21 protein-coding genes are annotated in these 24268 nt (G+C 53.2%); 12 read left to right on the forward strand and 9 right to left on the reverse strand.

Annotation, left to right across the window (positions count from 1 at the left end):
* The first annotated feature begins 26 nt into the window (after nt 1-26).
* From ACZ1HV_RS27610 to ACZ1HV_RS27620, 3 genes are all read left to right on the forward strand, one after another.
* A complete protein-coding gene (locus tag ACZ1HV_RS27610) occupies nt 27-485 on the forward strand; it encodes an Lrp/AsnC family transcriptional regulator (protein ID WP_298818114.1) in 459 nt (152 codons plus the stop codon).
* Between the two features lie 179 nt (nt 486-664).
* The gene (thrS, locus tag ACZ1HV_RS27615; protein WP_298818116.1) at nt 665-2635 is read left to right on the forward strand and encodes a threonine--tRNA ligase; all 1971 of its coding nucleotides are present in this window, start codon (nt 665-667) and stop codon (nt 2633-2635) included.
* Between the two features lie 154 nt (nt 2636-2789).
* Nucleotides 2790-3638 carry a lysophospholipid acyltransferase family protein gene (locus ACZ1HV_RS27620; protein ID WP_472716919.1) on the forward strand — a complete coding sequence of 283 codons (849 nt, stop codon included), beginning with the start codon at nt 2790-2792 and terminating at the stop codon, nt 3636-3638.
* Between the two features lie 47 nt (nt 3639-3685).
* On the opposite strand, the gene ACZ1HV_RS27625 is transcribed toward ACZ1HV_RS27620, so the two are convergent.
* Nucleotides 3686-4777, reverse strand: coding sequence for a hypothetical protein (locus ACZ1HV_RS27625; protein ID WP_472716920.1), 1092 nt, complete (start codon nt 4775-4777; stop codon nt 3686-3688).
* 315 nt (nt 4778-5092) lie between these two features.
* Here ACZ1HV_RS27625 and ACZ1HV_RS27630 point away from each other — a divergent pair, with 315 nt between their 5' ends.
* The 4 genes from ACZ1HV_RS27630 to ACZ1HV_RS27645 all read left to right on the forward strand — a co-directional run bounded on the left by ACZ1HV_RS27630 (nt 5093) and on the right by ACZ1HV_RS27645 (nt 9170).
* Nucleotides 5093-5689, forward strand: coding sequence for a nitroreductase family protein (locus ACZ1HV_RS27630; RefSeq protein WP_472716921.1), 597 nt, complete (start codon nt 5093-5095; stop codon nt 5687-5689).
* Between the two features lie 4 nt (nt 5690-5693).
* Entirely contained in the window at nt 5694-6296 is a 603-nt protein-coding gene (locus ACZ1HV_RS27635) for a flavin reductase family protein (protein ID WP_472716922.1), read from the forward strand.
* Between the two features lie 316 nt (nt 6297-6612).
* Entirely contained in the window at nt 6613-7923 is a 1311-nt protein-coding gene (locus ACZ1HV_RS27640; protein WP_298818125.1) for a transglycosylase SLT domain-containing protein, read from the forward strand.
* Between the two features lie 92 nt (nt 7924-8015).
* Complete coding sequence (locus tag ACZ1HV_RS27645) at nt 8016-9170, forward strand: DUF2336 domain-containing protein (protein ID WP_472716923.1); 1155 nt, start codon at nt 8016-8018, stop codon at nt 9168-9170.
* Nucleotides 9171-9184: 14 nt separating this feature from the next.
* Here ACZ1HV_RS27645 and ACZ1HV_RS27650 read toward each other — a convergent pair whose 3' ends face one another.
* From ACZ1HV_RS27650 to ACZ1HV_RS27680, 7 genes are all read right to left on the reverse strand, one after another.
* Nucleotides 9185-10921, reverse strand: coding sequence for a caspase family protein (locus tag ACZ1HV_RS27650; protein WP_472716924.1), 1737 nt, complete (start codon nt 10919-10921; stop codon nt 9185-9187).
* A 72-nt stretch (nt 10922-10993) separates the two neighbouring features.
* Complete coding sequence (locus ACZ1HV_RS27655; protein WP_298818132.1) at nt 10994-11518, reverse strand: Hpt domain-containing protein; 525 nt, start codon at nt 11516-11518, stop codon at nt 10994-10996.
* 105 nt (nt 11519-11623) lie between these two features.
* The gene (locus tag ACZ1HV_RS27660) at nt 11624-12385 is read right to left on the reverse strand and encodes an NAD kinase (RefSeq protein WP_298818134.1); all 762 of its coding nucleotides are present in this window, start codon (nt 12383-12385) and stop codon (nt 11624-11626) included.
* 163 nt (nt 12386-12548) lie between these two features.
* A complete protein-coding gene (locus ACZ1HV_RS27665; RefSeq protein WP_472716925.1) occupies nt 12549-13367 on the reverse strand; it encodes a trypsin-like serine peptidase in 819 nt (272 codons plus the stop codon).
* A gap of 205 nt (nt 13368-13572) precedes the next feature.
* Nucleotides 13573-14355 (reverse strand): phosphonoacetaldehyde hydrolase, encoded by a 783-nt coding sequence (phnX, locus tag ACZ1HV_RS27670; RefSeq protein ID WP_472716926.1) that lies wholly within the window; start codon nt 14353-14355, stop codon nt 13573-13575.
* Nucleotides 14356-14498: 143 nt separating this feature from the next.
* On the reverse strand, nt 14499-15911 hold the full coding sequence (locus ACZ1HV_RS27675) for an AtzE family amidohydrolase (RefSeq protein ID WP_472716927.1): 1413 nt from the start codon (nt 15909-15911) through the stop codon (nt 14499-14501).
* The gene (locus tag ACZ1HV_RS27680) at nt 15908-16093 is read right to left on the reverse strand and encodes a DUF4089 domain-containing protein (protein WP_472716928.1); all 186 of its coding nucleotides are present in this window, start codon (nt 16091-16093) and stop codon (nt 15908-15910) included. Before ACZ1HV_RS27680 ends, ACZ1HV_RS27675 begins: the two co-directional genes overlap by 4 nt.
* A 329-nt stretch (nt 16094-16422) precedes the next feature.
* Between ACZ1HV_RS27680 and cyoA the strand changes: the two genes are divergently transcribed.
* The 5 genes from cyoA to ACZ1HV_RS27705 all read left to right on the forward strand — a co-directional run bounded on the left by cyoA (nt 16423) and on the right by ACZ1HV_RS27705 (nt 23059).
* Complete coding sequence (gene cyoA, locus ACZ1HV_RS27685) at nt 16423-17355, forward strand: ubiquinol oxidase subunit II (protein WP_472716929.1); 933 nt, start codon at nt 16423-16425, stop codon at nt 17353-17355.
* Nucleotides 17355-19397 carry a cytochrome o ubiquinol oxidase subunit I gene (gene cyoB, locus ACZ1HV_RS27690; protein ID WP_472716930.1) on the forward strand — a complete coding sequence of 681 codons (2043 nt, stop codon included), beginning with the start codon at nt 17355-17357 and terminating at the stop codon, nt 19395-19397. The genes cyoA and cyoB overlap by 1 nt, the downstream gene beginning before the upstream one ends.
* Nucleotides 19394-20002, forward strand: a complete 609-nt coding sequence (cyoC, locus tag ACZ1HV_RS27695) for a cytochrome o ubiquinol oxidase subunit III (RefSeq protein ID WP_472716931.1) — start codon at nt 19394-19396, stop codon at nt 20000-20002. Before cyoB ends, cyoC begins: the two co-directional genes overlap by 4 nt.
* 10 nt (nt 20003-20012) lie before the next feature.
* The gene (gene cyoD, locus ACZ1HV_RS27700) at nt 20013-20318 is read left to right on the forward strand and encodes a cytochrome o ubiquinol oxidase subunit IV (RefSeq protein WP_298818151.1); all 306 of its coding nucleotides are present in this window, start codon (nt 20013-20015) and stop codon (nt 20316-20318) included.
* A 452-nt stretch (nt 20319-20770) separates the two neighbouring features.
* Nucleotides 20771-23059, forward strand: a complete 2289-nt coding sequence (locus tag ACZ1HV_RS27705; protein WP_472716932.1) for a fused MFS/spermidine synthase — start codon at nt 20771-20773, stop codon at nt 23057-23059.
* 65 nt (nt 23060-23124) lie between these two features.
* On the opposite strand, the gene ACZ1HV_RS27710 is transcribed toward ACZ1HV_RS27705, so the two are convergent.
* On the reverse strand, nt 23125-24264 hold the full coding sequence (locus ACZ1HV_RS27710; RefSeq protein WP_472716933.1) for an acetate/propionate family kinase: 1140 nt from the start codon (nt 24262-24264) through the stop codon (nt 23125-23127).
* Between the last annotated feature and the right edge of the window lie 4 nt (nt 24265-24268).

Below are 24268 nucleotides of genomic sequence, written 5' to 3' on the forward strand. Positions count from 1 at the left end.
GTTTTTGGTCAAAATAGGTGAAGAAAATGAAGTTGGATGCGGCGGACAGAAAAATCGTTGAGGCTTTGATTTCCGATGCGCGTATGTCATTGAAAGACCTCGCTGCGCATGCGGGCCTGTCTTCGCCGGGTGTTTCGGAGAGGCTCCGCCGATTGCAAGATCGTGGCATCGTGCGCGGTTTTTCAGCAGAGGTCGATTTGAAAGCGCTGGGCTACAGTCTCCAGGCAATCGTGCGGATCCGGCCATTGCCGGGAAAATTGCACATTGTGCAGCAGCTCATTCAAGACATCCCCGAGTTTTGCGAATGCGACAAGGTGACGGGTGAAGACTGTTTTGTTGCGCGTCTTGCAGTTCCGAGCATCGAAGACCTTGATGGCATCCTCGACAAAATTTCAGACAAGGCGGAAACAAGCACCTCTATCGTGAAGTCGCAGCCGATCCGGCGGCGGCCACCGCCCTTGGTCATTGATCGCGATAGCGATTGAAATGGGTGGTGCTAGACCAAAGCCTGCTCTGATAACCTATTGCCGGCTTGCCGCCACTGAATAAGCCTCTACCTAGCGGAAAGGGTTGCCGATCCGGCCTGAATCCCCTATCAGCAGGCGATCCAAATACCTTTGAAAAGCTTACCTGCCTTGTCTGCAGGAGTGAGCAGGAGAAAAAGATGATCCAACTGACTTTCCCCGACAATTCCGTGCGCGAATACGAAGCCGGCACAACTGGCCTGGCAATCGCCGAAGGCATTTCCAAGTCGCTCGCCAAGAAGGCGGTCGCAATGACGCTGGACGGGGAGCTGAAAGATCTTTCAGATCCGATCGATGCCAACCATCAGATTGAAATCGTAACTCGCGAAGATCCGCGTGCGCTTGAGCTAATCCGGCATGATGCAGCCCACGTCATGGCCGAGGCCGTTCAGGAGTTGTGGCCAGAAACCCAGGTAACCATCGGTCCGGTCATCGAGAATGGCTTCTACTACGATTTCAAACGCGTCAAACCAGATTCCAACGAAGACTGGCCTTTCCATCCGGAAGAGCTGCCCGTCATCGAAAAAAAGATGCGTGAGATCATCGGTCGCGGTGCTCAGTTCACCAAGGAAATCTGGAGCCGCGAAGACGCAAAAACTTTCTTTGCCGCGAAGGGTGAGCACTACAAGGTCGAGCTGATCGATGCCATTCCCGAAGATCAGGAGCTCCGGATCTACAAGCAGGGGCAATGGCTGGATCTGTGTCGCGGACCGCATATGGCGTCAACAAAGCAGATCGGCGATGCGTTCAAACTGATGAAGGTTGCCGGGGCTTATTGGCGCGGTGATTCCAACAACGAAATGTTGTCCCGCATCTACGCAACAGCCTGGCAAAATGAGAAGGAGCTGAAAGGCTACCTTCGCATGCTGGAAGAAGCGGAAAAGCGCGACCACCGCAAGCTCGGACGCGAAATGGATCTGTTCCATTTCCAGGAAGAGGGACCTGGCGTCGTTTTCTGGCATCCAAAGGGCTGGGACATGTTCCAGAACCTGATTGCCTATAAACGCCGTGTGCTGCGAGACACTTATAAGGAAGTGAATGCACCGCAGGTTCTGCACACTTCGCTTTGGGAAACATCCGGCCACTGGACCTGGTACAAAGAGAACATGTTCTCGGTGCAGTCCGCCGACCCTGAAGCCGAGGACAACCGTGTCTTTGCCTTGAAGCCGATGAACTGCCCAGGGCACGTGCAAATCTTCAAACACGGCTTGAAAAGCTATCGTGACCTGCCGTTGCGCCTTGCCGAATTTGGTGTGGTGCACCGCTATGAACCATCCGGCGCCCTACATGGGTTGATGCGCGTTCGAGGGTTTACGCAAGATGATGCTCACGTCTTCTGCACCGAAGAACAGATGGCCGACGAATGCTTGAAGATCAATGATCTCATTCTCTCGGTCTATAAGGACTTCGGATTTGACGAGATTGTTGTCAAGCTGTCGACCCGTCCAGAAAAACGTGTTGGCACCGATGAAGCCTGGGATCATGCCGAAACGATCATGGCCGATGTGCTGAAGCGGATCGAGGCGGAGTCCGAAGGACGGGTGAAAACCGATATTCTTCCAGGTGAGGGCGCATTCTACGGTCCGAAGTTCGAATACACCTTGCGAGATGCGATCGGCCGTGAATGGCAGTGTGGTACCACGCAGGTGGATTTCAACCTGCCTGAGCGCTTCGGTGCGTTCTATGTCGATAATAACGGCGAAAAGAAAACACCGGTCATGATCCACAGAGCGATCTGCGGGTCGATGGAACGCTTCCTAGGCATCTTGATCGAGAACTATGCCGGACACTTTCCGCTCTGGTTTGCACCCTTGCAGATCGTGGTTGCGACCATTACTTCAGAGGCCGATGCTTACGGGCAGGAGGTTGCCGATCTTTTGAAGTCGAAAGGGCTGAAAGTCGAAACAGACTTCCGGAATGAAAAGATCAATTACAAGGTTCGCGAACATTCGCTTGCCAAAGTTCCGGTAATCATTGTTTGCGGCATGCGTGAAGCGGAAGAAAAGACGGTAAATATACGCCGCCTGGGTTCCAAGGACCAGAAGGCCATGGGACTGGAGGAGGCGGTTGCAGCCTTCGTCGAGGAAGCAACACCGCCGGATCTTCGCTAGTGCGTTGTCTCCTAACTAGGAGATTCTAACAGCTTGCACATTGCCCTTACGCTGGGGTATCCCCTGGGGCAATGTGCTGTCACATTGTTGAAACGGAGCTTCTGGTATTGGGTTTCTGATTTACCAGGGTTCCATCAGGTTCAAGACAACGGCCGTGAACTACGCTGAATTCAGTTACGCAAATCCCGAGCACCCGCCGCTGAAGCGGTGGACCATCCGTGCCATTGAGGGATTGTCGGGACGTCGCAAGCTTGTCGACCTTTATGAAGTGTGGAAACACACTATGGTCGGGACGTCCGACTACATCTGGAACGATTTGCTTGGACTGATCAATCTGGATGTCGCCGTTACCGATGGCGAATGGCCGCCGAAGAACCTTCCCCAAGGACCGCTGGTCCTGATTGCGAACCATCCCTACGGCATTGGCGATGGTCTGGCGATCCTGGCGCTTGCTGAACAGCTGGACCGGCCCTTCAAGATCCTCATCAACAACGAGTTGTTGAAGGTTCCCGAAGTCCGGCCATTTTCTCTGCCTGTTGATTTTGAAGAAACCAAGCAGGCTCTGAAAACCAATATGCAGACACGAAAAGAAGCGCTGAGGCTGCTTCAGGAAGGCACGACAATCATCGTGTTCCCCGGTGGTGGTGTCGCGACCGCAGCCAAGCCGTTCGGCCGTGCTGAAGAACTGCCCTGGAAAACATTTACGGCCAAGATGATCCGATCATCGCGGGCGACTGTTCTACCGCTCTATTTCGAGGGGCAGAATTCCTGGCTGTTTCATCTGGTCAGCAAGTACTCGCTGACGTTGCGCCTGTCGCTGCTGGTGCGTGAGTTCAGGCGCATTCTCGGGACGGTGATCACGGCACGGGCCGGAAGTCCGATTTCCTATGAAACCATGTCAGGTTTCAAGGATCAGAAGGAAGTCATGGATTTTCTTCAGACCAAGGTTTTGGAGATGGGGCCTGGCGACAGCGTAGGCAAACTGCTCGGGCGACGCGTTTAAGAAGCGCGCAGCCGATGACCGACTTTCATTAAGATCGGTTTTGATGTTCAGTTGTTGATCGTTGCTTGCTGAGACGACAATTCACTGACTGATGTGACCACTTCAACTTCCCGGTCTTCACCGGGAGTGACTTCGAATGTGTGAAGATAGGTCCGGCCGTTGTTGCGCGCGAGTGCTTCATACTCTCCAGCCGCCAGTACGAAGTCGGGGAAAGCCCCGGTCGCTTCAACGACAACATCTCCGCCGGGGCTCAGGACGGACCAGGTGGTGTTGGCAATTGCCTCACCGCCGCGTTCGTTGACGAGTTTCAGCGTAATACCCGCAGCCTTATGGAAGATCGTCGCTTCGGTCAGTTTTCCAGGAAGAACCTGGACATCGGCACGAACCACAGCATTGACGTCACCGTAGCGGCTGACGACATGATAAGTGTCGGCATTCAGTCGGACAATCGAACCGGGCTTTACATTACTGGCAATAAGATCCCGTTCGCCGCGTTCATCAAACTCCAGTCCATACACGTCGAAAGAAACGGGTTTGCCATCAATCGTTTCACCGTCCTTGAGAGACGCTCCGAACTTGATGCCGCCTGCATTCAGCGTCACCATCTTTGACTGGACTTCCTTGCCAATCATGATCCTGTTGGTGGATTGGGCATAGCCGTAGGCGGTGTGGATGAGATAGGAGCCCGGCTCGAGGCGAAACTCCGCGTCACCGCCCTTGTGTGTTGCCACAAGTTGCAGCCGTCCATCCGTATTTGTCGTCTCGGAGTAGATCCGCCAGATCAGGCCATCATAGAGCGGCTTAGCGTCAGCGGTGAGCTTGGCCATAAGATAGAGCGCGCCTTCCTGAAGACCGCTTGCGACGTCTGTCGCCGAGGATCTCGTCGGAGCATATGGGCTAGGAAGTATTACGTCCGAAAACAGCGGCTCGGGTGCACGGTCGAGCAAATTAATGATCGGGTTCTCAACGGGTGCGTTGGGGTCCGGTTTCATGGCCGGAGGCATGGGAGCGTCTTGAGTCTGTGCAAAAGCGGGACTGCTAACAAACAGGAGCGACATGCAAACAAGCATCGCTTGCGCTGCCGCTGCTACAGGTTTCTTCAAACCGTACACACCTGAGACAATAAGTGTTTTTAACATGCCCGTTTCATTATCTTTTTGACTCGACGTGTTTTACCAGTCTTTTGCATTTTATTCCAATCGCAGATGCCGGTCGGGACCAAAGCCGCTGCGCCAATGCCTTTTTTTGTTGGAGCTTGGGAGAGCGGTCCATTTCAATCCGCCGAAAACGCCAACAAAAAGCAGCGGATTTTTATTCAATAAACCGGATTGAATTTCGGCCCCTAATGGGACTTAAATTCGGGCGAATTCAAGACGTTTCAGATAGAAGTTGACATTTGCGGCTAATCAATTAGTTGATAGTTGCAAATGAAACTATCTCAGCAGGATAAGTTCATGCCCAATCAAGACACAATGTCGCCGGAAACTCTCTCGTTTCTGCGGCAAAGAAGGTCTCATCCTTCTGTTACAATGTCGTCTCCCGGACCAGACGACGACCAGATCCAGGACATGTTGACAATCGCTGCACGCGTTCCGGACCACGGCAAACTGAATCCTTGGCGCTTCGTTCTTTATGCGGGCGAGCAGGGTGAAGCTATCGGAACCTGGTTGGCTGCGCGCTATGAGAGCCTTAACGGGCCACTTGACGGCGAGCAGCGTCAGAAGGAGTTGACCCGATTCACCCGTGCACCGCTCGTCATCGGCGTCATCAGCACCGCAGCCGTACATCCGAAAATACCCATTTGGGAGCAGCAGCTTTCGGCCGGCGCGGTGTGCATGAACCTTGTGACGGCGGCCGCCGCATCAGGATTTGTTTCGCAATGGTTGACCGAATGGTTCGCGTTTGACGAAGAGGCAAGCCGGTATTTGGGCGCCGGTGACAATGAGCGGTTTGCGGGTTTCGTGCATATCGGTACGGCGACGCAGCCTCCCGTTGAGCGTCAACGCCCTGATCTTTCACAATTGATCTCCAACTGGACACAAGCAGACTGACCATATGTTTTACGATACCGAGAAAAACGATCACGGCCTGCCACATAATCCGTTCAAGGCAATTGTTGCGCCTCGGCCAATCGGCTGGATTTCTTCACAGGACAAGGATGGCCGTACAAATTTAGCGCCTTACAGTTTCTTTAACTGTGTATGTGACCGGCCGCCGATCGTTTTGTTTTCCTCATCCGGCTACAAGGACAGCGTCGCAAACGTCGATACCACCGGCGAGTTCGTCTGCAATATGGCGAGCTGGGATCTCAGGGACGAAATGAACCTGTCCTCGGCCGCTGTGCCACATGAGACGTCGGAATTCGATCTGACGGGCCTTGAAATGGCGCCTTCACGCCTGGTTGGTCCGCCAAGAGTGGCCAAGGCGGTTACCGCGCTGGAGTGCAAGCACTTGCAGACCCTTCAAATGAAGGGACTTGATGGCAAGGAGGCCGACAGCTGGGTGGTATTCGGTCAGGTCGTTGGTGTTCACATCGACGACAGTATCATTGTCGACGGGAGGGTGGATGTTACGCGGTACAAACCGCTCTCGCGGCTCGGTTACATGGACTATGCGGTCATCGAGAAAGTGTTTGAGATGGGGCGTCCCAAGACCTGAAGTCGCAACTATTGTTTGAAAAGGCGCCGGCTGCAGCGGCGCCTTTTTCATTTCCGGTTGCCGACTCACGCAAAGGAGCGCTATCAGGCTTGAGTTGAGTCGAAGATTTGAGCTGGATATCCAAAGAAAACTCTAGGTTTTGGCTGAATTTCCACATGTACCAACGCCAATTTCAGCGGAACTGCTCAACTTTGTCAGAAAAAGCCGAAGTCAGAAGTTGTAAGCACACTTGGCTGTGACTTGTTAAGGTTTTGTTAACCTTTTCGGCGCGAAAGTTAACAAAGTAATAAATCAGTTCCGTCGAGGAGACAGGGTCATGCATGTCGCTGACACTACCTCGGTCGCGTCTCGGATCGAGCTTGCGTTTCAGTCTGCGAGTACTTCAACAGGTACGTCATTCGACTATCTGGTAAAAACGGCCGCGCGAGAGTCTTCTTTCAATCCGTCTGCGAAGGCCAAGACTTCGAGTGCGACAGGTCTGTTTCAGTTCATTGAATCCACCTGGTTGGAAACAATGAAGGAAGCTGGACCCAAGCACGGATTGGAAAACTACTCTGAACATATCAAGCGGTCCAAAAGCGGGAAGTACTACGTAAGCGATGCCAATATGCGCCGCGAAATCCTGGATCTGAGAAAGGATCCGGAAATCTCGTCGATGATGGCCGGTGCTTTGACGCAAAAGAATTCTCAATACCTTGAGCAGAAGATCGGTCGATCGCCTACGGACGGCGAGCTCTACATGGCGCACTTCCTGGGTGCGCACGGTGCCAGCAAGCTCATTGATGCGACCAACGCCAATCCAAACACGCGTGCGGATTCTGTCTTCTCAGCTCAGGCTAGAGCCAACAAGCCGATCTTCTACAATCGGAACGGTACGGCACGGTCGATGCAGGAAGTTTACGAAGTCATCGTTTCAAAACATGATGCCGTAACGATGATTGCCGAGGTGAGTGGGAAGAAAAACCTGAGGACATCCGGAGCGTTGACACAGGTGGCAACCCTGCCGAATGCCAAACCTGTCCAAAATCTTCCCTCCCTCAATCTGCAGCAGATCGATCACCTTGCCGGAGACCCGGCTGCTGCCTTCGCGATGCGGGGCAAACCGCAAATAGCGCCGCAGCTTGCCGCGTCTGAGCAGGGCGTTCCAGCACTTCCCGAGAACAACCCGGTCGAGCTTGCAAAGGCAAAGCTGTCGATACCGGATAGCCTGACGGGTGAAACGAACCAGGCCTCGCCGAGCGCTGTCTTCTTGCAGGAGCAGGTTGTTGCAGCAGCAGGTGCCAGACCGGCTCCGCACGACCCGAAAGACGCCTCGATAAACCCTTCCAATGGAGAGGCCGCCAATTCACGTGTGTTGTCAGCCTTCCAGGCCGCCGAAACCTTGAACCCGTTTGAGGCCCTGTTCCGAAACGACGAAGCTTCTAAACAAGCCGGTGTCAATCCGAGATTCGCCTCAGCATTTGCGGCCGTTGAGGAAGCGGAGCGCTTCAGTGCATTGTCAGGCACATCGAACCAGGTCGCGGCCCAGGAGCTGGCCTTGGCCGACCAGGGTGGACCGTTGGATTTGACCCGCTTTTTGAGGCTCAAGGCGGAAGAAGAGCAAAAAGACCTCCTGCCGCCGGCGTGAAGATGCCGGTTATTGTCAAAATTATGGTGAACCGATCGTTAAGCCTTTGATGTCAGGATGTATCTGACACTTGGGAAGATTGTTTTACCGCCATGACCGTACACGACATTCTGCAGCTGAACGATGACAATGACTGCACCTTGGACATTCAGGCCGCGCAAGAGTTTGCGCAGCGATATCTGGACGCCGAAATGGGCAGCCAGGAGCGGACCAGTATGGCTGCCGCACTGACAATTCTGCTGGATGACCCCAGCCGGTCTGTCCGAAAGGCGATCGCGAATATTCTCGCGTCCAGCGAACATGCGCCCGGTCATGTCATCCGTTGCCTGGCCAGCGATGTCGACGAAGTCGCAATTCCCATATTGAAGTCGTCGCCTATGCTTTCGGAAGCGGAGCTTGTCGACCTTCTTGCTGAGGGCAGCGATGCCGTTCAGTGTGCAATCGCTTCGCGGAGCGATCTGTCGGCAAGCATCAGCGCAGCCATCTGCGAGGTCGGCAGTGAGCCGGCATGCCGTTCCTTGCTTCAAAATGCCAACGCACATGTTCTTCAATCGTCGCTTTTAAGGCTTGCCAAACGTTTTGAAGACCGGCCGGATATTTGCGATCAACTTCTGCGAACCCGCGATCTGCCGTTGGCAATGCGTTACGAGCTCCTGATGCATCTTGCAGAAAATCTGGATGATCATCCGATCGTGCTGGAAAGGGTGCCTGAGAACCAGCGGCATACTTTCTTGAGCGATGCAGAAGACAAGGTCGTGCTCCGGCTTGCGCTCGAAGCGGGCGTTGAAGACCTGCCGGAGTTTGTCGAGCATCTGCGTGTGAATGAAAAACTGACCACACGACTTTTGCTGCGTGCGGTCTGCTGTGGTCGGTTAAGGTTCTTCGCTGCGGCGCTGGCCAATTTGGGGCAGGTGCCTTTGCCGAGGCTTTGCAGGCTTTTGATGACCGTTCGCCGGTCCGCATTGCAGGCCGTGCTTCGCAAGGCTGGCCTTCCACTCAGATCTCACAGTGCGTTCCTGTTGGCTATCGACGTTGCGCGCAAGGCCGAAGCTGATTTCACTTATGATCTGGCTTTGGATGAGGCCCGGATGCTGACCGAAACACTTCTTGCTGAAATGCAGGACGGTTCGCTTGGCGCGGATGAAGACGTCACGGCATTCCTGCGCCGGTTCGCGATTGACGTAGCGAGGCTTGAAGCAAGGTTGCTGGTCAAAAACAGCGGTTTGGCCATCACTGCCGCCGCGTGATCCTTCAATTGTTTCTATTGCCAGAAACACTTTCTTGGAAGATTGGCTTGTGAAGTGCAGTGGGCGCTTCGCCCGCATGGATGCGTGTAGTAGCGGCTGTCACTTCCCGGTTGTCGCCTAGCACGATAGCGAAATGAATCGGCCGTGGGATCGCTGGGGCAGCTGCTTGCTGATTTTGTCGTTTTCTCATTTTTTCTTGTCTCGGGTTTGCTAAAAGCTGGCTCCTTTACAGCAACGCACTTGCCATTCCTTAGCTCATGCGAGCGTCCGCACACCAGTGGGCAAACACGGCCTTTTGACTGAGTTAGTTTTTCCAAAGAGTCGGGACTTGGATCTAAAGAGGAAAACTCGAATCCTGCTTCCTTCGTATAGGTCTTAAGGGCGTTTTTGCTGCGTTTGCCCCAAATTCCGTCTACCTGACCGACAGAGCACCCAAGACGATTCAACTCGATCTGCATGGCTCTTGCCAATTCTTTGGTGTCCGTCTGCTTCTCTGAAAACTCGACTTGTGGCGCTTGGGGTGCATTCAGTGCCGGAAGGCTTGCAGCTTGATGTGTGCTTTCAATAGGTGCAGCAGGCGACAACGGTTCTGCGGGACCTGAACCTTGCGACGGAGCACTTAGCGCTTTCTCTTGTAAATGTGCGATGTTCTGTTTATTAAGCGCGGCGATTTTTAATCTCGCTAAATGCGCATAGACACCCTCGGGGTACTTGCCGAGGTAGCTCTCAAACATCGCTGGTTCGATGGCATTTTGAATAGATTGCCAATAAGCGACTTCTATTGCGTCTCTTTGGTTGTCGTGTGCTCTGATTTCGTCTGCTTTTTGGTCTTTGATTTCTTGAATACGAAGATTTGCGATCTCTGCAAATTGGCCCTCGGGATATCGCTTCAAATAAGACTTGAAATACGCAGCGGATTTGCTGTCTTTGATCGAATTCCAAAAAGTTAGTTCGACTTGTGGATCCACTTTGGGTTCAATTGGAATTTGCGGATCTTGTTGTCTCAAAATGACTTCACCTGTGAGTGAAGAGTTCTCCCATGGTACTTGTTTGCCGTTTGTTGCGGCCAACACATCACGGCGAACTAGAACGAGCTCACGCGTGATATCAAGTCCGGGTGTACCAAGGTGCTTCAACAATGAATTCGTAAAGGGGCTGTTGGCACCGCGACCATCCAGAGCAACGTTTCCAGGCTGGGTTGCGAAGGAAATTAATGTGCCCACGCCAGACCCAATTTTTGCCAGTCCTTTGCCGACTGACCCGGATCGTGTACCCATCGATCGAGCGAGGTTTTCCGCAAGAGGATTGTCGCGGCAAGCATCAAGAAAAACGAGGTTCACACTGGCGCTGCGCTCCATTGCGCTCAGGATCAGGTTGGCTGGCATCGCCTCGAATTCAAGATCTAGATAGGAACCAAGTTGGGCGTCGGTCGGCACAAGATAGTTGGATCCGTTAATCTGCAAACCATGCCCAGCGTAGAAGAACAAAGCTAGGTCGGCTCCCTTAAGATTTTTTACAAAAGAATGAATGGTGGTTCGCATCTCGGTGAGGCTCAGATCGATGCCGGTGGTTACTTCAAAGCCGAGGCTTGTAAGCTTCCTGCTCATGCCATCTGCATCGTTCTTGGGGTTCTGAAGCCGAGGGACGTTCTGATAGTCTGAATTCCCAATGACCAAGGCCACACGCCGCTCGGCGAAAGCAGACCCAAGAAACAAAACAAAATAAAAAAATATTGTCAGAAAGTGCTTCAAAAGCGCGCCTCCCATAAGCATTAAAGCTTATTGGGCGGGTAGATTTGTGTCAAATTCCGGGCGTTGTGCCAATCAGTCTTCGTCTGTCTTGGTCGGGAACTGTGCGAGATAGGCGTCGGTGACGCTTTGAAGTGTTTCCAGGAGCGCTACGCCGGTTTTGTTGTCATCGTTCTTAGCGCCTTCCATGACCATTGCCCGGATCGCTTCGACATAACGTCCGGCAAGTTCAGTCGGCAAGACGTCAGGCGAGGGGACGTTCTCAATCAGCTGGCAAAAGCCCGCGGCGACCTGCCCAACGAGCGGAAAACCGAGTGTCAGGGCCTGACCCTTGATGTTATGTGCCGCCTGAAAAAGTGGCTCGATGGTTTCTTCTGAAATCCCGTTGGCCTGAACATTTTCCCAAGCGCCGTTAAGCGCTACGGTCTCGTTGTCCATCCATCCGCCAAAGTGAGAGGAAAGACGGTTCAATGCTGCTTCGGCTGCCTTGACCGGGTCAAACTTTTTGGCCTCGCGGGGAGATAGTTCCCGAACCTTGCTGCGCAGATCCGTCGGTGGCGACACGATCTCATAATTCTGATCTTTGGCGTCGTTGGCCATTGCAGCGTTCGTCCTTATCGCGATGCCGGCAAATGATACGCGCAAGTATGGGCATTCATACTTAACAGTCAGTTGCCGTTCTGGCGCGAATCAGAAGAATCCCCGTCAATAGCGGAACATCTCCGTCAGAATACGCTCATCCCAGCCGTGATCGGAATCGAACATGATCACGCCCACGGCTTCTGTCGATTCACACACTGACACGTGGGTGACGTGGCGGATTTCGGTATGATCCGCCGAGGCGCTGACCGGTCTCTTTTTGGGATCCAGGATTTCGATGTCGACCCGCGCCCGATTTGGCAAAAGTGCACCACGCCAGCGGCGGGGCCGAAAGGCACTGATAGGGGTCAAGGCCAGGAGTTGCGCGGTTATCGGGAGGATCGGCCCGTGCGCGGACAAGTTATAGGCAGTGCTGCCTGCCGGAGTCGCGACCAGAATGCCATCGCAGATCAATTCTTCCAGACGCAACCGGGCATCTACGGAGACCTTCAGGCGTGCCGCTTGAGAGGTTTGCCGCAGCAGTGACACTTCGTTGATCGCCTGGGCTTTGTGGATCGTCCCATCATTCGCTGTCGCGGTCATTTCCAGCGGACGGATGGTTGTCACGTCAGCTTTTGATAGCCGTTCAAGCAGTTGATCTTCGCGGTACTCATTCATCAGAAAACCGACAGAGCCACGGTTCATGCCGTAGATAGGTTTGCCACTGCCCATGTGCTCATGGAGCGTTTGCAGCATAAGGCCGTCTCCGCCAAGGGCGACTATGACGTCGGCATCATGAGCCGGTACACCGCCGTAGCGCGCTGACAGATCTTCCTGTGCCTTTTGTGCTTCCTCGGTGTCGCTGGCAACAAAGCCAAGTTTCGCCATAGAAACAGGTCGATGACTGGAAGATTGCGGAATATGTGAGGAATGGTTCATTGGCCCAAATAACTAAGCGTCAAGGCGGCGTAGACCCGCTTTGCGAAATCGTGTCAGACGAAAATCGGACTTTACCTTACCCGGCTTTTTAAGAAGCGGTAGCGAAATTTTCTCAGTTCTGGCTTTCGTTTGAAGACTTTACTGCCGGATCGACTGTGCAGCTTGGGTTTTTCAGAAGGTCCTGCCATTCCAGAAAAGGAACAATGACGGACCGTTCCTCGTTGAGTTTTGCAGACATGACACCTGCAACCCTGGGGCCTTTATCCGTTTCCGCAAGGAATGGTCCACCAGATGCCCCACTCTCTGAAGGGCAATTGGTAACCCAGCTGTCTTCCCTTGTTCCAAGAACCTTGCAGTCCTTCACCAGTGTTGGCAGATACCGTCGGCTACGGCGATATCCAGCAGATTGAAAGCGTGTTTCTTTCGATAGAGATTTGGCCTCAGCGATCTCAAGAGGTGCAATCGGGTGAAGGTCGCTCCTTTGCTTCAGCACGATGAGGCCGATGTCAAATCTCACATCGCGCAGCTGTGGTTGCTTCTTGGGCTGGTATCCCTTTGCGGTCAATAGACAGGCGGCCTCCAACCGTGCGGCAAATTCGTCCCGGCGTACACCGGCGATGAAAAGGACGTCTTTCGTTGGAAATGGCTTGAGGGTTCGCTTGTCGTAAAAGCAATGTGCGGCTGTGAGGACAAGGTTGGGTGCAATCAAGGTGCCAGTGCACATGGAGGTGGTTCTGTAACCGGCGACATTGACCCGCCCGATAGAAGGCCAGGGGTCTTCCTTGCTGTCGATTACCTCAAGTCTTCGATCCGTTTGTGCAAAGGAAGCCGGAATGGCAAGACCAGTTGCAATCAACAGAACAAATGCGAGCGGAGTGAGCCGAAACGGCTTTTGAAATGCGGTCAATATCCGCAAGAAAAATCTTGTCATGGTTGATCCTGTTCGAGGGCATCTTGGACAAGACGCCTTAACGGGACTTGAATTCAAACCGCGCGGCATGTTTTTCAGGAGGCACCGGCAAATGCGCCCTCGCTCAGACCGTTTTGTGCTGCTGAAAAGTGGCCCAACGCGAAAGTGGCCTCGTGCCGTTGATTGAAAATTCGGGAACCTTTCAGCGTGAAAGAGCACCGGGCTTTTATTCGCGCTCAAGTGAAACAATCAAGTCCGGCAAGTCCGCAACCGTATCGATTACGTGATCCGCGCCGGCTGACTTCAGTTTTTCAGTTGCAAAGCCTCTTAGAGCCTCAATCTCCGGATCTGACAGCTCGGCAAGCTGATCCGCGGTCTTTCCCGCATAGTTCCCGGACAAAGCAAGCCCGACCGTAACGCATCCTGCTGAAACGCCTTCAGCTATCCCTGGTTCGGTATCGTCCACTTTTATGACCGCGCCTGGCGGATAGGCCACAAGATCCACAAAGCATTGATACATGCCGAGTGGACCGGGTCTTCCTTCTGGTAGATCATCAGAGCACACCAGATTGTCCGGTTCATAACCTTGCGCGGCCGCCACAGGAATGACCCGTTCCATAATCGAACGCGTATAGCCGGTGGTTGAGCCTATCTTGAGGCCTTTGTCGCGAAGAGTTTTTACCACGTCGGCCGCGCCGGGGACGAGATCTGCATAATCTGCCACGACTTCTTCGTTCATCGGGACAAAAACCTCATAGACCCTATCGACATCAGCATCAGTTGGCATCTGGCCGAACCTGTTGTTCCACTGTGCGGCGATTTCAGGATCGTCCATCATTGAGCGAATGTGATCCCACTTGGGTCTGCCCATAGGTTCACGTGCCTGTTCGATTGATGCATTTATCCCGAAGTGTTCAAACGCCTTGATAAAGACGCCCATCGGGGCAAAGGACCCGAAATCGATCATTGTGCCAGCCCAATCGAACACAACGGCTTTGAATTTACTCATGTCTTTTCCTGCGCTGCGCGAGTCGGCAGTGGTTTCGCCGTCAATGGTCGCCAACGACCCTTTTCTGTGTAGTTGCTACTGGTCCTATTAGCTGTCTCATATGTCGCTGCTGCGACGGAGAAGCCTCAGATTTCCCATGCCCTTCACACGCCCAGATTTGCAATCGGAGCTCGGGCCGTGCCGGCTTTTTCAAGATGGTGTGCGACCCTCAAGGCCAGATCTTCCCGCCAGGCGGGCGCTATCAGCTGAACGCCGATGGGCAAGTCTTCGCCATCCAGCCAAATAGGCACAGTGACAGCCGGAAGGCCGATAAAGGAAATCGGCTGGGTAAAGATACCGATGTTAGGGCGTGCCGGGACTGTTTCGCCGTTGAGCGTGAAAGTTTTTGTGCCTGAGGGGAGTGCTTGAAATGGCGTTGCTGGGGCGATCAGAATGTCGACCTTGTCAAACAGGCCGTGCATCATGTCGCGGAACCAGCTGCGAAAGCGTTGAGCTTGCTGGACCCAGATCGCTGGCACCATAGTACCAGCAATAAATCTGTCCCGCGTCTCGGGGTCAAAATCCTGTGGTCGTTCACGGATCCGTTTGAGATGTAATGTCGACCCTTCCGCGGCGGTGATTACATACGCCGCCGCCCGTGCCCTCGCTGCTTCGGGAATATCGATTTCGTGGCTTGCCCCCAAGGCCTTTGCGACCAGATCGACTGCGTCAAGCGCAGCAGGCAGGAGATTTTCGCGAAAGTAACCTCCCGCGACTGCCACTCTCAGCTGGTCGACACCTTCGTTCAATCGTTGATGCGTCTCGATTTCAGGGTGGTCCGTTTGTGCAGGGTCAGCCCGATCCAGCCCCTGAAGCACATCAAATATCAAAGCCAGATCTTCCGCAGAGCGGGTGAGGGGGCCGAGGTGATCGAAACTGCCGACAAACGGATAGGTTCCGGCCCGGCTCAACCTTCCATAAGTGGGTTTCAGTCCGAAGAGGCCACAAAAGGAAGCCGGCACCCGAATAGAACCATTCGTGTCTGAACCCATCGCGAATGGAACGATGCCCGATGCTGTTGCCGCTGCGGACCCTGAGGATGAGCCTCCGGTCATGTGAGCCGTATTGTGTGGGTTCAAGCAGTTACCGTCGTGCGCATTTTCACCGGTGAAATCGTAGGCATACTCACCCATATGCGTTGCTCCAACGAGGACGGCGCCGGCGGAGTGAAGTTTGTTGACGAGCGTGGCATCGTTGCTTTCGGGTGCATTTTCTTGCGTGACTTTTGCGCCGGCTCGTGTGGTTATGCCTCTGATGCCGTAAAGATTTTTGACGGCATAGGGCACGCCTGCGAGCGGCAAATGTGCTCCGGATTGAATGGCGTCATCAACGTTTCTGGCCTCGGCTAGCGCGCGTTCCGGTGTGGTCTGCGTGAAAGCATTGATTTTGGGGTTCAGGACCTCAAGGTCCTTTAAGGCGGCATGGGTGACCTCAAGTGCCTTGATATTGCCGGATGATACCCCATCCGCAATCTGGGTCGCCGTCCAGGAACGAAGCGCGTTTTGTTCAGCACTCATGGACGAAACACCGGTGCTGCTTCAATGTTGTCTTCCAGGGGAAACTCAAGAACGGACTGTGCAGCTTTTTCAATTGCAGTAATGTGCATTGCCACGACAGGGCGCCAATCATCCTCAATCGTGAGGCCAAGGGCTTGCTCCATGTGAGCAACGTGGTCTTCGGCTTGAAATGGCTTCGACATGGTGCGTCCTGATCTTGTCAACAATTACAGGGTGCATCATTCAAAGGCAGCCATGTTCTGTCCAGTGAAGAATTGGGTGAACGGGTGAAAGAAAGTGTCCTATCGATATCAATTTGGGTGTGAAGACAGGCATTGAACCATTTTCTGCTCCACTTTTTGCGAGAGCTACCCTTTTATTGAGAACTCCGCTCGGCTAGGCTTGCGATTGCGCGGTTCGTTCTTTTGTGTGAGCAGGCGCACTTGGGGCAATTTTGATTGAGTCGGTCGATCGTTTTCTTTAGTAGGCTCAAATCTTTGCATTGATTTCTTCATCCTCTTTAGGAGGAGCAATGATTGAAGTGATTCCCGACTGGGTGCGGAGACGCGACTCGCTTTTTGTGAGCGCACGAATTTCGATCATATCGATCTTTTTATTGCTTCTGCTGAGTGGTTGCTCGCTGTCGGACGCGCCTGTTCTTTCACCCAAAGGACCTGTCGCGCTTGCAGAAAGAGATCTGCTTTTCACGGCCTTTGGGCTGATGATGATTGTCGCAATTCCGGCAATCCTGCTGACGCTCTATTTCGCCTGGCGATACCGTGGGTCGAACGAGAACTCCGCTTACACACCGAATTGGGAGGGTTCGTGGAAAATCGAAACCGTTGTCTGGCTTGTGCCCGCGGTCATCATTGTTGCATTGGGGACGCTTGTCTGGACCTCAACGCATAAGCTTGATCCGTACAAAGCCCTTGTTTCCGACAAACCCGCCTTCAAGGTGCAGGCGATTGCACTCGATTGGAAGTGGCTGTTTCTCTACCCCGAACTCGGTCTGGCAAGCGTCAATGAACTGGCGTTTCCCGCAGACAGGCCAGTTTCCATTGAGATCACGTCCGACACGGTTATGAATTCGCTGATGATACCGGCCCTGGGCGGACAGATTTACGCGATGGCGGGTATGCGCTCCGAAATCAATCTCATGGCTGATGGGCCTGGCGTCTTCATGGGCCGAAACACAATGTTTTCCGGTGACGGGTTCTCCGATCAGCACTTCAAGGCTCATGCAATGAGCGAGCCGGATTTCCAGGCATGGCAGGGAAAGGCGTCCGATACAGGCACAGCGCTTGATGCGGATGTTTACACAGATCTGCACAAGCAAAGCGTTGCCGATCCGGTGCGTTATTTCAGCTCATACGAATCCGAGCTTTTCAGAAACATCATGAAGAAATATGCACCGGTGAGCACGCCCCATCATCATGTTGACAGTACAGAAGAGGGAGCTTCTTGATGCTTGGTCGCCTGACCGTTGAGGCTCTTCCGTTTTATTCCTGGGTTGCCATGGGCGGCGCGTTTGTAACCGTTGCGGGCGGCGTTGCGGTCTTCTTGCTGATTACGTATCTGCGTGCCTGGAAAGTTCTTTGGACCGACTGGCTGACAAGCGTCGATCACAAGAAGATCGGTATCATGTATGTCATCCTGGCGCTCGTGATGCTGGTACGCGGCTTTGTCGACGCGCTGATGATGCGGGCCCAGCAGGCAATCGCGCTCAACAGCGAGGGCTATCTGCCGCCAGAGCATTTTGAACAAATCTTCTCTTCCCACGGCACCATAATGATCTTTTTCGTGGCGATGCCCTTTCTGACCGGGTTGATCAATATCATCGTTCCACAACAGATCGGAGCGCGCGACGTAGCTTTTCCGTTCTTGAATTCCGTGAGCTTATGGATGACCGCAGCAGGTGCAGCACTTGTGTTGGTCTCGCTGGTGATTGGCAAGTTTTCGCAGGCGGGCTGGACAGGTTATCCGCCTTATTCGGGCATTGAATACAGTCCCGGTGTCGGGGTGGACTACTGGCTGTGGGCGTTGATTGTCAGCGGCGTTGGCAGCACGCTGTCAGGCATCAACTTCATTGTCACGATCGTCAAGAACCGCTGTCCGGGTATGACATTCATGCGCATGCCCATGTTCACATGGACGACACTCTGCATTTCGATCCTGATTGCCTTTGCCTTTCCGGCGCTGACAGTGGTTGCCGCGCAGCTGACGCTGGACCGGACACTGGGCTTCCACTTCTTCACCAATGGCGACGGCGGCAACATGATGATGTATGCCAATCTTCTTTGGATCTGGGGACATCCGGAGGTTTATATTCTCATACTTCCGGCCTTCGGCATTTTCTCCGAGGTGGTGGCGACTTTTTCCCGCAAACGGTTGTTTGGCTATCCGTCGCTCGTTTATGCAACCGCGTGTATCGCACTTTTGTCTTTTACCGTCTGGCTGCACCATTTCTTCACGATGGGGTCTTCGGCCAATGTCAACGCGGTTTTCGGGATTGCCACGATGATCATTGCGGTGCCGACCGGGGTCAAAATCTTCGATTGGCTTTTCACCATGTTCCGGGGACGGATTGAGTTCCACCCTTCCATGGTATTCACAATCGGCTTCATGGTCACCTTCGTCATAGGTGGTGTCACGGGCGTGCTTCTTGCTTTGCCCCCCGCCGACTACTTGATGCACAATTCGACCTTTCTGGTCGCACATTTTCACAACATGCTCATCCCGGGTGCTCTGTTCGGCTATTTCGCTGGTCTGAACTACTGGTTTCCGAAGGCATTCGGGTTCAAACTGGACCGTAAATGGGGGATCCGGTCATTCTGGTTCTGGCTTATCGGCTTCTATCTTGCCTTCATGCCCCTCTACGTGCTCGGTTTCATGGGCATGAGCCGACGCATGGAGCACTATGCGGACCCGAACTGGCAGCCTTTTCTCGTTGTGGCAGCACTTGGTGCAATCTGCGTTCTGATCGGAATAGCCTGCATCGCCATCCAGCTGGTCGTGTCCGCAAGGAACTGGGGGTCTTCGCGGGACATCACCGGTGATCCATGGAACGGCAGAACGCTGGAATGGGCCACCTCTTCTCCGCCCGCACCCTATAACTTTGCGATCATCCCCAACGTAAGCGATATTGACGCTTTTCACGAGATGAAAATCCGCGGTACTGCCTATGCTCCACCTGTTCGGTACCAAGACATTGTCATGCCGAAAAGCACACCACTTGGGCCTATTCTTGGCGCTTTGGCATTCGGGCTGGGGTTTGCCTTTGTCTGGTATATTTGGTGGCTGGTAGCGCTTTGTTTTGTGCTTTCACTGGTGTGTGTCGGCATTCGGGCGTGTGACGACAATTCTGAGTTTGTTCTTCCAGCAGCAGAAGTCGCGAAAATCGAGAGCGCAAGGCTTGCACAGATATCACCGGCGGATCTGCACGATATGCGAGATTTCGTGCCGCTGGGAGAAGCATCGGGTGAAGCGCTTCCGGGGAGGGGGATGTGACCGACACTTCAAGTGTGAACGCTCTCCTTCTGGAAGAGGAAGAAAAGACCTCTCTAGAAGCGCGAGAATTCGGGTTCTGGATCTACTTGATGACAGATGCCGTCATTTTTGCGCTTCTCTTTGCCACATATGCGGTTCTGGCGAATAACTCCGCAGCTGGCCCGACATCCAACGATGTGTTTGAACTTTCTCACACGGCACTTGAAACGGCACTGTTGCTTTTGTCCAGTCTCACCTTCGGGTTCGCGACCATTGCGATGACGCTCGGGCGGTCCGGACGCGTTGTTTTCTGGCTGATTGTCACACTGCTGCTTGGCGTTTGTTTTCTGGCGATGGAATTTGTTGAATTTCAGGGGATGCTCGAAAAAGGGGCGGGTCCCGAGGTTAGTGGTTTCCTGTCCGCCTTTTTCACGCTCGTTGGAACACACGGATTGCATGTCGCCTTCGGAGCACTCGGAATTTGCGTGATGATTGGTCAGGTTCTGATTAAGGGACTGACTTTGCCGGTGCGATCTCGGCTGGTTCGCCTTGGTCTTTTCTGGCACTTCCTCGATATTGTCTGGATCGGGATCTTCTCGGTCGTCTATCTGCCCGGTGTGATGTGAGGAAAGCGACATGACCCCCACGGCTGAACGCAGTTTGACCACTTACCTCGTCGGCTTCGTCCTGGCGGTGGTTTTGACAGCAATACCTTTTGCAGTGGTTTGGGGTGGCCTGCTGACTGGCCCTGCAGTCTATGCAGTAATCGCGGTTGCTGCGGTGCTGCAGGTGATGGTGCATCTGGTTTTCTTCCTTCACCTTAATTTCAAATCGACCCCGGCTGAAAATCTGTTCTTTCTGGCGTTCGCAGCGGTTCTGATCATCATTATGGTTGGCGGCAGCCTTTGGATCATGACCGATCTGCATCATAGGATGATGTGAGAAGCTGAATGGAGAATGCCTCCGGCACTGCTGTGATTTCAGGGCGCGCCGAGTGTGTCGGCCTATGTCTCTTCTTTTTACAGGCAGCAAGTCATCGTGCGCGAGTTTATAAGTAAGCGCTGGTGTGAATTTGGATTTTTTCAATTTCATTAAAATTAAAATCATATATTATTGAATATTTATTTGTTTTTGCAAGTATTTGTATTTTATGAAATCGACGAAAAAGGCGCGTGAAGTTAAACTTTGATCGTCGTAAATCTCGTATGAAGTAAGTTGAAGATTTGCGCTTTTGAGAGAATTAATTTTATTTTTCAATAGCATATGGATTTTTTTAGCCTGATCTCCGGACTGATTTCCGACTGTGGCCGGTGTCTTCCGGTCAGAAATGCTTCAGCTTTTCTTTACTTGTCGATTTGCTAGTAAATCTCTGCATTTGCGGAGAGGTGTCACGAGTGTTTTATTCAAATGCGAAGTATTTTTTTGATCGGCAAAGTTCGAATGCCTTGTTGCGAGCATCGATTTTACCGGCATTTGCAACAACAATTTTTCTGAGCGCTTTTCTGCTCTTTTCGGTGCAGCCCTATTTCACAAAACTGGTTGTTCCAAAACTCGGCGGGTCGCCGGGGGTCTGGTCGGTCGCCATGGTCTTTTTTCAAGGCGTCCTGCTATTGGCCTACACCTACGCGCATCTGCTGGTGAGGTATTTCTCGTTTCAAAAAGCAATTTTGGTGCACGGAAGTGTGCTTGTATTCGCATTTGTATTTCTGCCTCTGGGGCTATCGCAAAATTGGATTTCGCCACCCAACGAACATCAGGAACTTTGGATATTGGGATTGTTCGCGTCGTCCATAGGCGTGCCGTTTTTTGCGGTCTCTGCAAATGCCCCAATGCTTCAAGCCTGGTTTGCGCGGTCCGGTCATTCACATGCCGATGATCCCTATTTCCTTTACGGAGCCAGCAACATCGGCAGTTTCCTGTCCCTGTTCCTCTACATATTGGCAATTGAACCGGTGTTTTCGCTGAACACCCAGTCGATGCTATGGACCTCGGGGTATTTAGTCCTGGCTTTGGCCATCATTGGATGTGGTGCGCTTGCATTGTACTTTCCCCGGGAAACAGATCGGGCGGGACCTCGACTCTCAGCTCATGAAAGCACACGGGAAGGGGATCAACCTCTAGCCTGGTCCAGAAGACTGACGTTCCTGGGGTTGTCGGCCATACCCTCGGCGCTGACGATTGCCATTACCGCTCATATCACGGTCGATATTGCATCTGCTCCGTTTCTTTGGGTGGTTCCACTTGCTCTTTTCCTTCTAACTTTCGTGCTTGCTTTCCGCACCCGGCAGGTGGTCCGGATCGAGTTTCTGGCAAAGCTGTTGCCTTGGGTGGCCATTCTGATCGCAAGTAGTTTGCTAATGGGAACCAGCCTTCGCATCTTTGTCTCACTCGGCTTCAACCTGATCGGTTTTTTTGCTGCAGCCCTTTACTGTCACTCATTGCTCTACAAGCTGCGACCCAGCACTCGTCACCTGACAGAATTTTATCTTTGGATTTCGTGCGGAGGTGTCGTCGGAGGGCTGTTCGCCGGCCTGATCGCACCGCAAATTTTCGATTGGGTGGCTGAATATCCGCTTTTATGGTTCTTGACTGTTCTTGTCGTCCTACTTCATGGCCAAAGCTCTCGAGGCAAGACGTATCTCAGCATCGCAATTGGCGCGGTTCTCGCTTTTGTCATTTATCAACTTGGTGCTCATGAAACGAACTCGGGCCCGATCGACGTCACCTCACGTGCCTATTTGCTTTTGTTTTTATTGTTGTCCGTAGCCGTTTTGCAGGTGAAGGCGAAGCTCGCGGCAGTTCCTGTTCTTTTTGCCGCAGCATCGGTGACTGCACTCCATTTTGGAACTTATGATGAATTGGTGTCCCATCGCTCGTTTTTCGGCATCACGAAAGTAAGGCATTCGGATGATGGCACACACAGGATCATGGTTCACGGCACAACCGTTCACGGTGCAATGCGCATTGAAGATTTGGAGAACTCCGGACCGGAGGCACTGACCTATTTTCACGAAACTGGAGAAATGGCCGCCGCTCTTCAGTCCATTCAGAACAGAATGGGTGGGAACATCACAGAAGGGGCAATTGTCGGGTTGGGAACAGGGAGTTTTCTTTGTCACCGACGGTCTGAAGAAAAATGGTCTGTCTTTGAGATCGATCCTTCAGTCATAAAGATTGCATCAGACCGACGCTACTTCCGATTTGTGTCCGACTGCGCACCAGATACACGCATGGTGCTCGGAGATGCTCGGCAGACGCTGGCGCACGAGGTCGATGGACGCTTCGATTATGTCCTGATCGACGCATTTTCCTCAAACGCCATCCCGATGCATTTGCTTACCCGGGAAGCACTCCGGCTCTATTTTTCCAAGATTTCCGAGGATGGCCTGCTGGTCATGCATATCGAGAACCGCAAACTCGAACTGGCGAGCGTCGTGGCTGCAATTGCAGAGATGGAAGGTTGGTCTCTACGTTTCGCGAAATTCAAGAACAACAACCGGTTGGCAAACAAGGATCACGTTTATCCGACGCAAGTCGCGGTCCTGGCCAGGACACCAGAAGCCCTAGGGAATCTGGCGGCCGATCCAGATTGGAAGACCGTTTCTCCAGAAGATACGAATGCCTGGACGGATGACTATTCCAACATCTTGAGCGCGCTCTTCCGAAAGTATTGGAACTCCTGATCGCAATACACGTCAGCTAGGCACTAACAGAAATTCGATTTTGGATGCGGTTTGTCCGGAAATGATCAAGCGGTGGACATGATCTTCTGCGCATGATGGGCGATCATGCGTTCTTCTTCGGCCTCGACGATCCAGGCAGTTACTTTTGAACCGTCTTTGTGCAACTTGGTAGAGCCTTGAAGGTTGGCTGCTTCGTCGGCCTGAACGCCCAGCCAGGACAATTTTTCAAGGATGTTTGCTCTCACCTTCGCATCGTTTTCACCGATCCCGCCGGTGAATGCGATACCGTCCAGGCCTCCCATCGCCGCAATCATCGAGCCAGCGTGACGGGCAGCCCAGTAACAGAAATGCTCAACGGCGAATTGTGCCCGCTCAGTGCCGAGCGATTGCAGCTTGCGCATGTCACTTGATCCGGAAAGACCTAGCAGACCGCTTTCCTTGTTGAGGATCTGCGAAGTCCTGTCGATGCCAAGGTCGGAAGCCATGGCCAGAACCAGATTGGCATCAATCGACCCCGTTCTGGTGCCCATTGTCAATCCTTCAAGGGGGGAATAGCCCATGGTGGTAGCAACGGACTTTCCATTCCTAATCGCGCAAAGGCTTGCGCCATTGCCGAGGTGCAGGGCGAGAAGTCTTTTTGGCAGCGGTTGACCCGAAATTTCCGGAAGGCTCAGCGATAGGCTTTCATAGGACGTCCCGTGAAAGCCAAATCGGCGAAGGCCTTTTTCGTCCTCACTGTCGGGTAGGGCATAGCGCAACGCAACTTCGGGATTGGTCGCATGAAAGGCCGTGTCGAAGCTAACGCATTGAGGCAGGTCGGGAGCAAGCTCTGCGACGGCGTGAATCGCTGCCAGATTGTGCGGATTATGCAGGGGTGCGAGAGGAATGCAGCGTTTGATTTCTGCTAGAACTTCATCGGAAACCCGTCGCGATTCCTTTAGGTTACGCCCGCCATGAACCACTCTGTGCGCCGCAGCCGTAAGGCTCGCAAATTCAATTCCGTGCCTATTCAAGGCGCGGAATATTTCGTCGAGTGCCGTAACGTGGTCCGGAAGAGGAATCTCGTCCTGCTGATCGCCGACGGTCAGCGCCGAGGCACCACCGATCTCGACCGCACTGCCGCGGAGCTTCTTTGTGAAATCAGCTCCGAACAGCACGAACTTGATCGAGGACGATCCGGAATTCAGGACGAGAATATCACCCATTGTC

The organism is Roseibium sp. JB4-4, assembly GCF_055693425.1.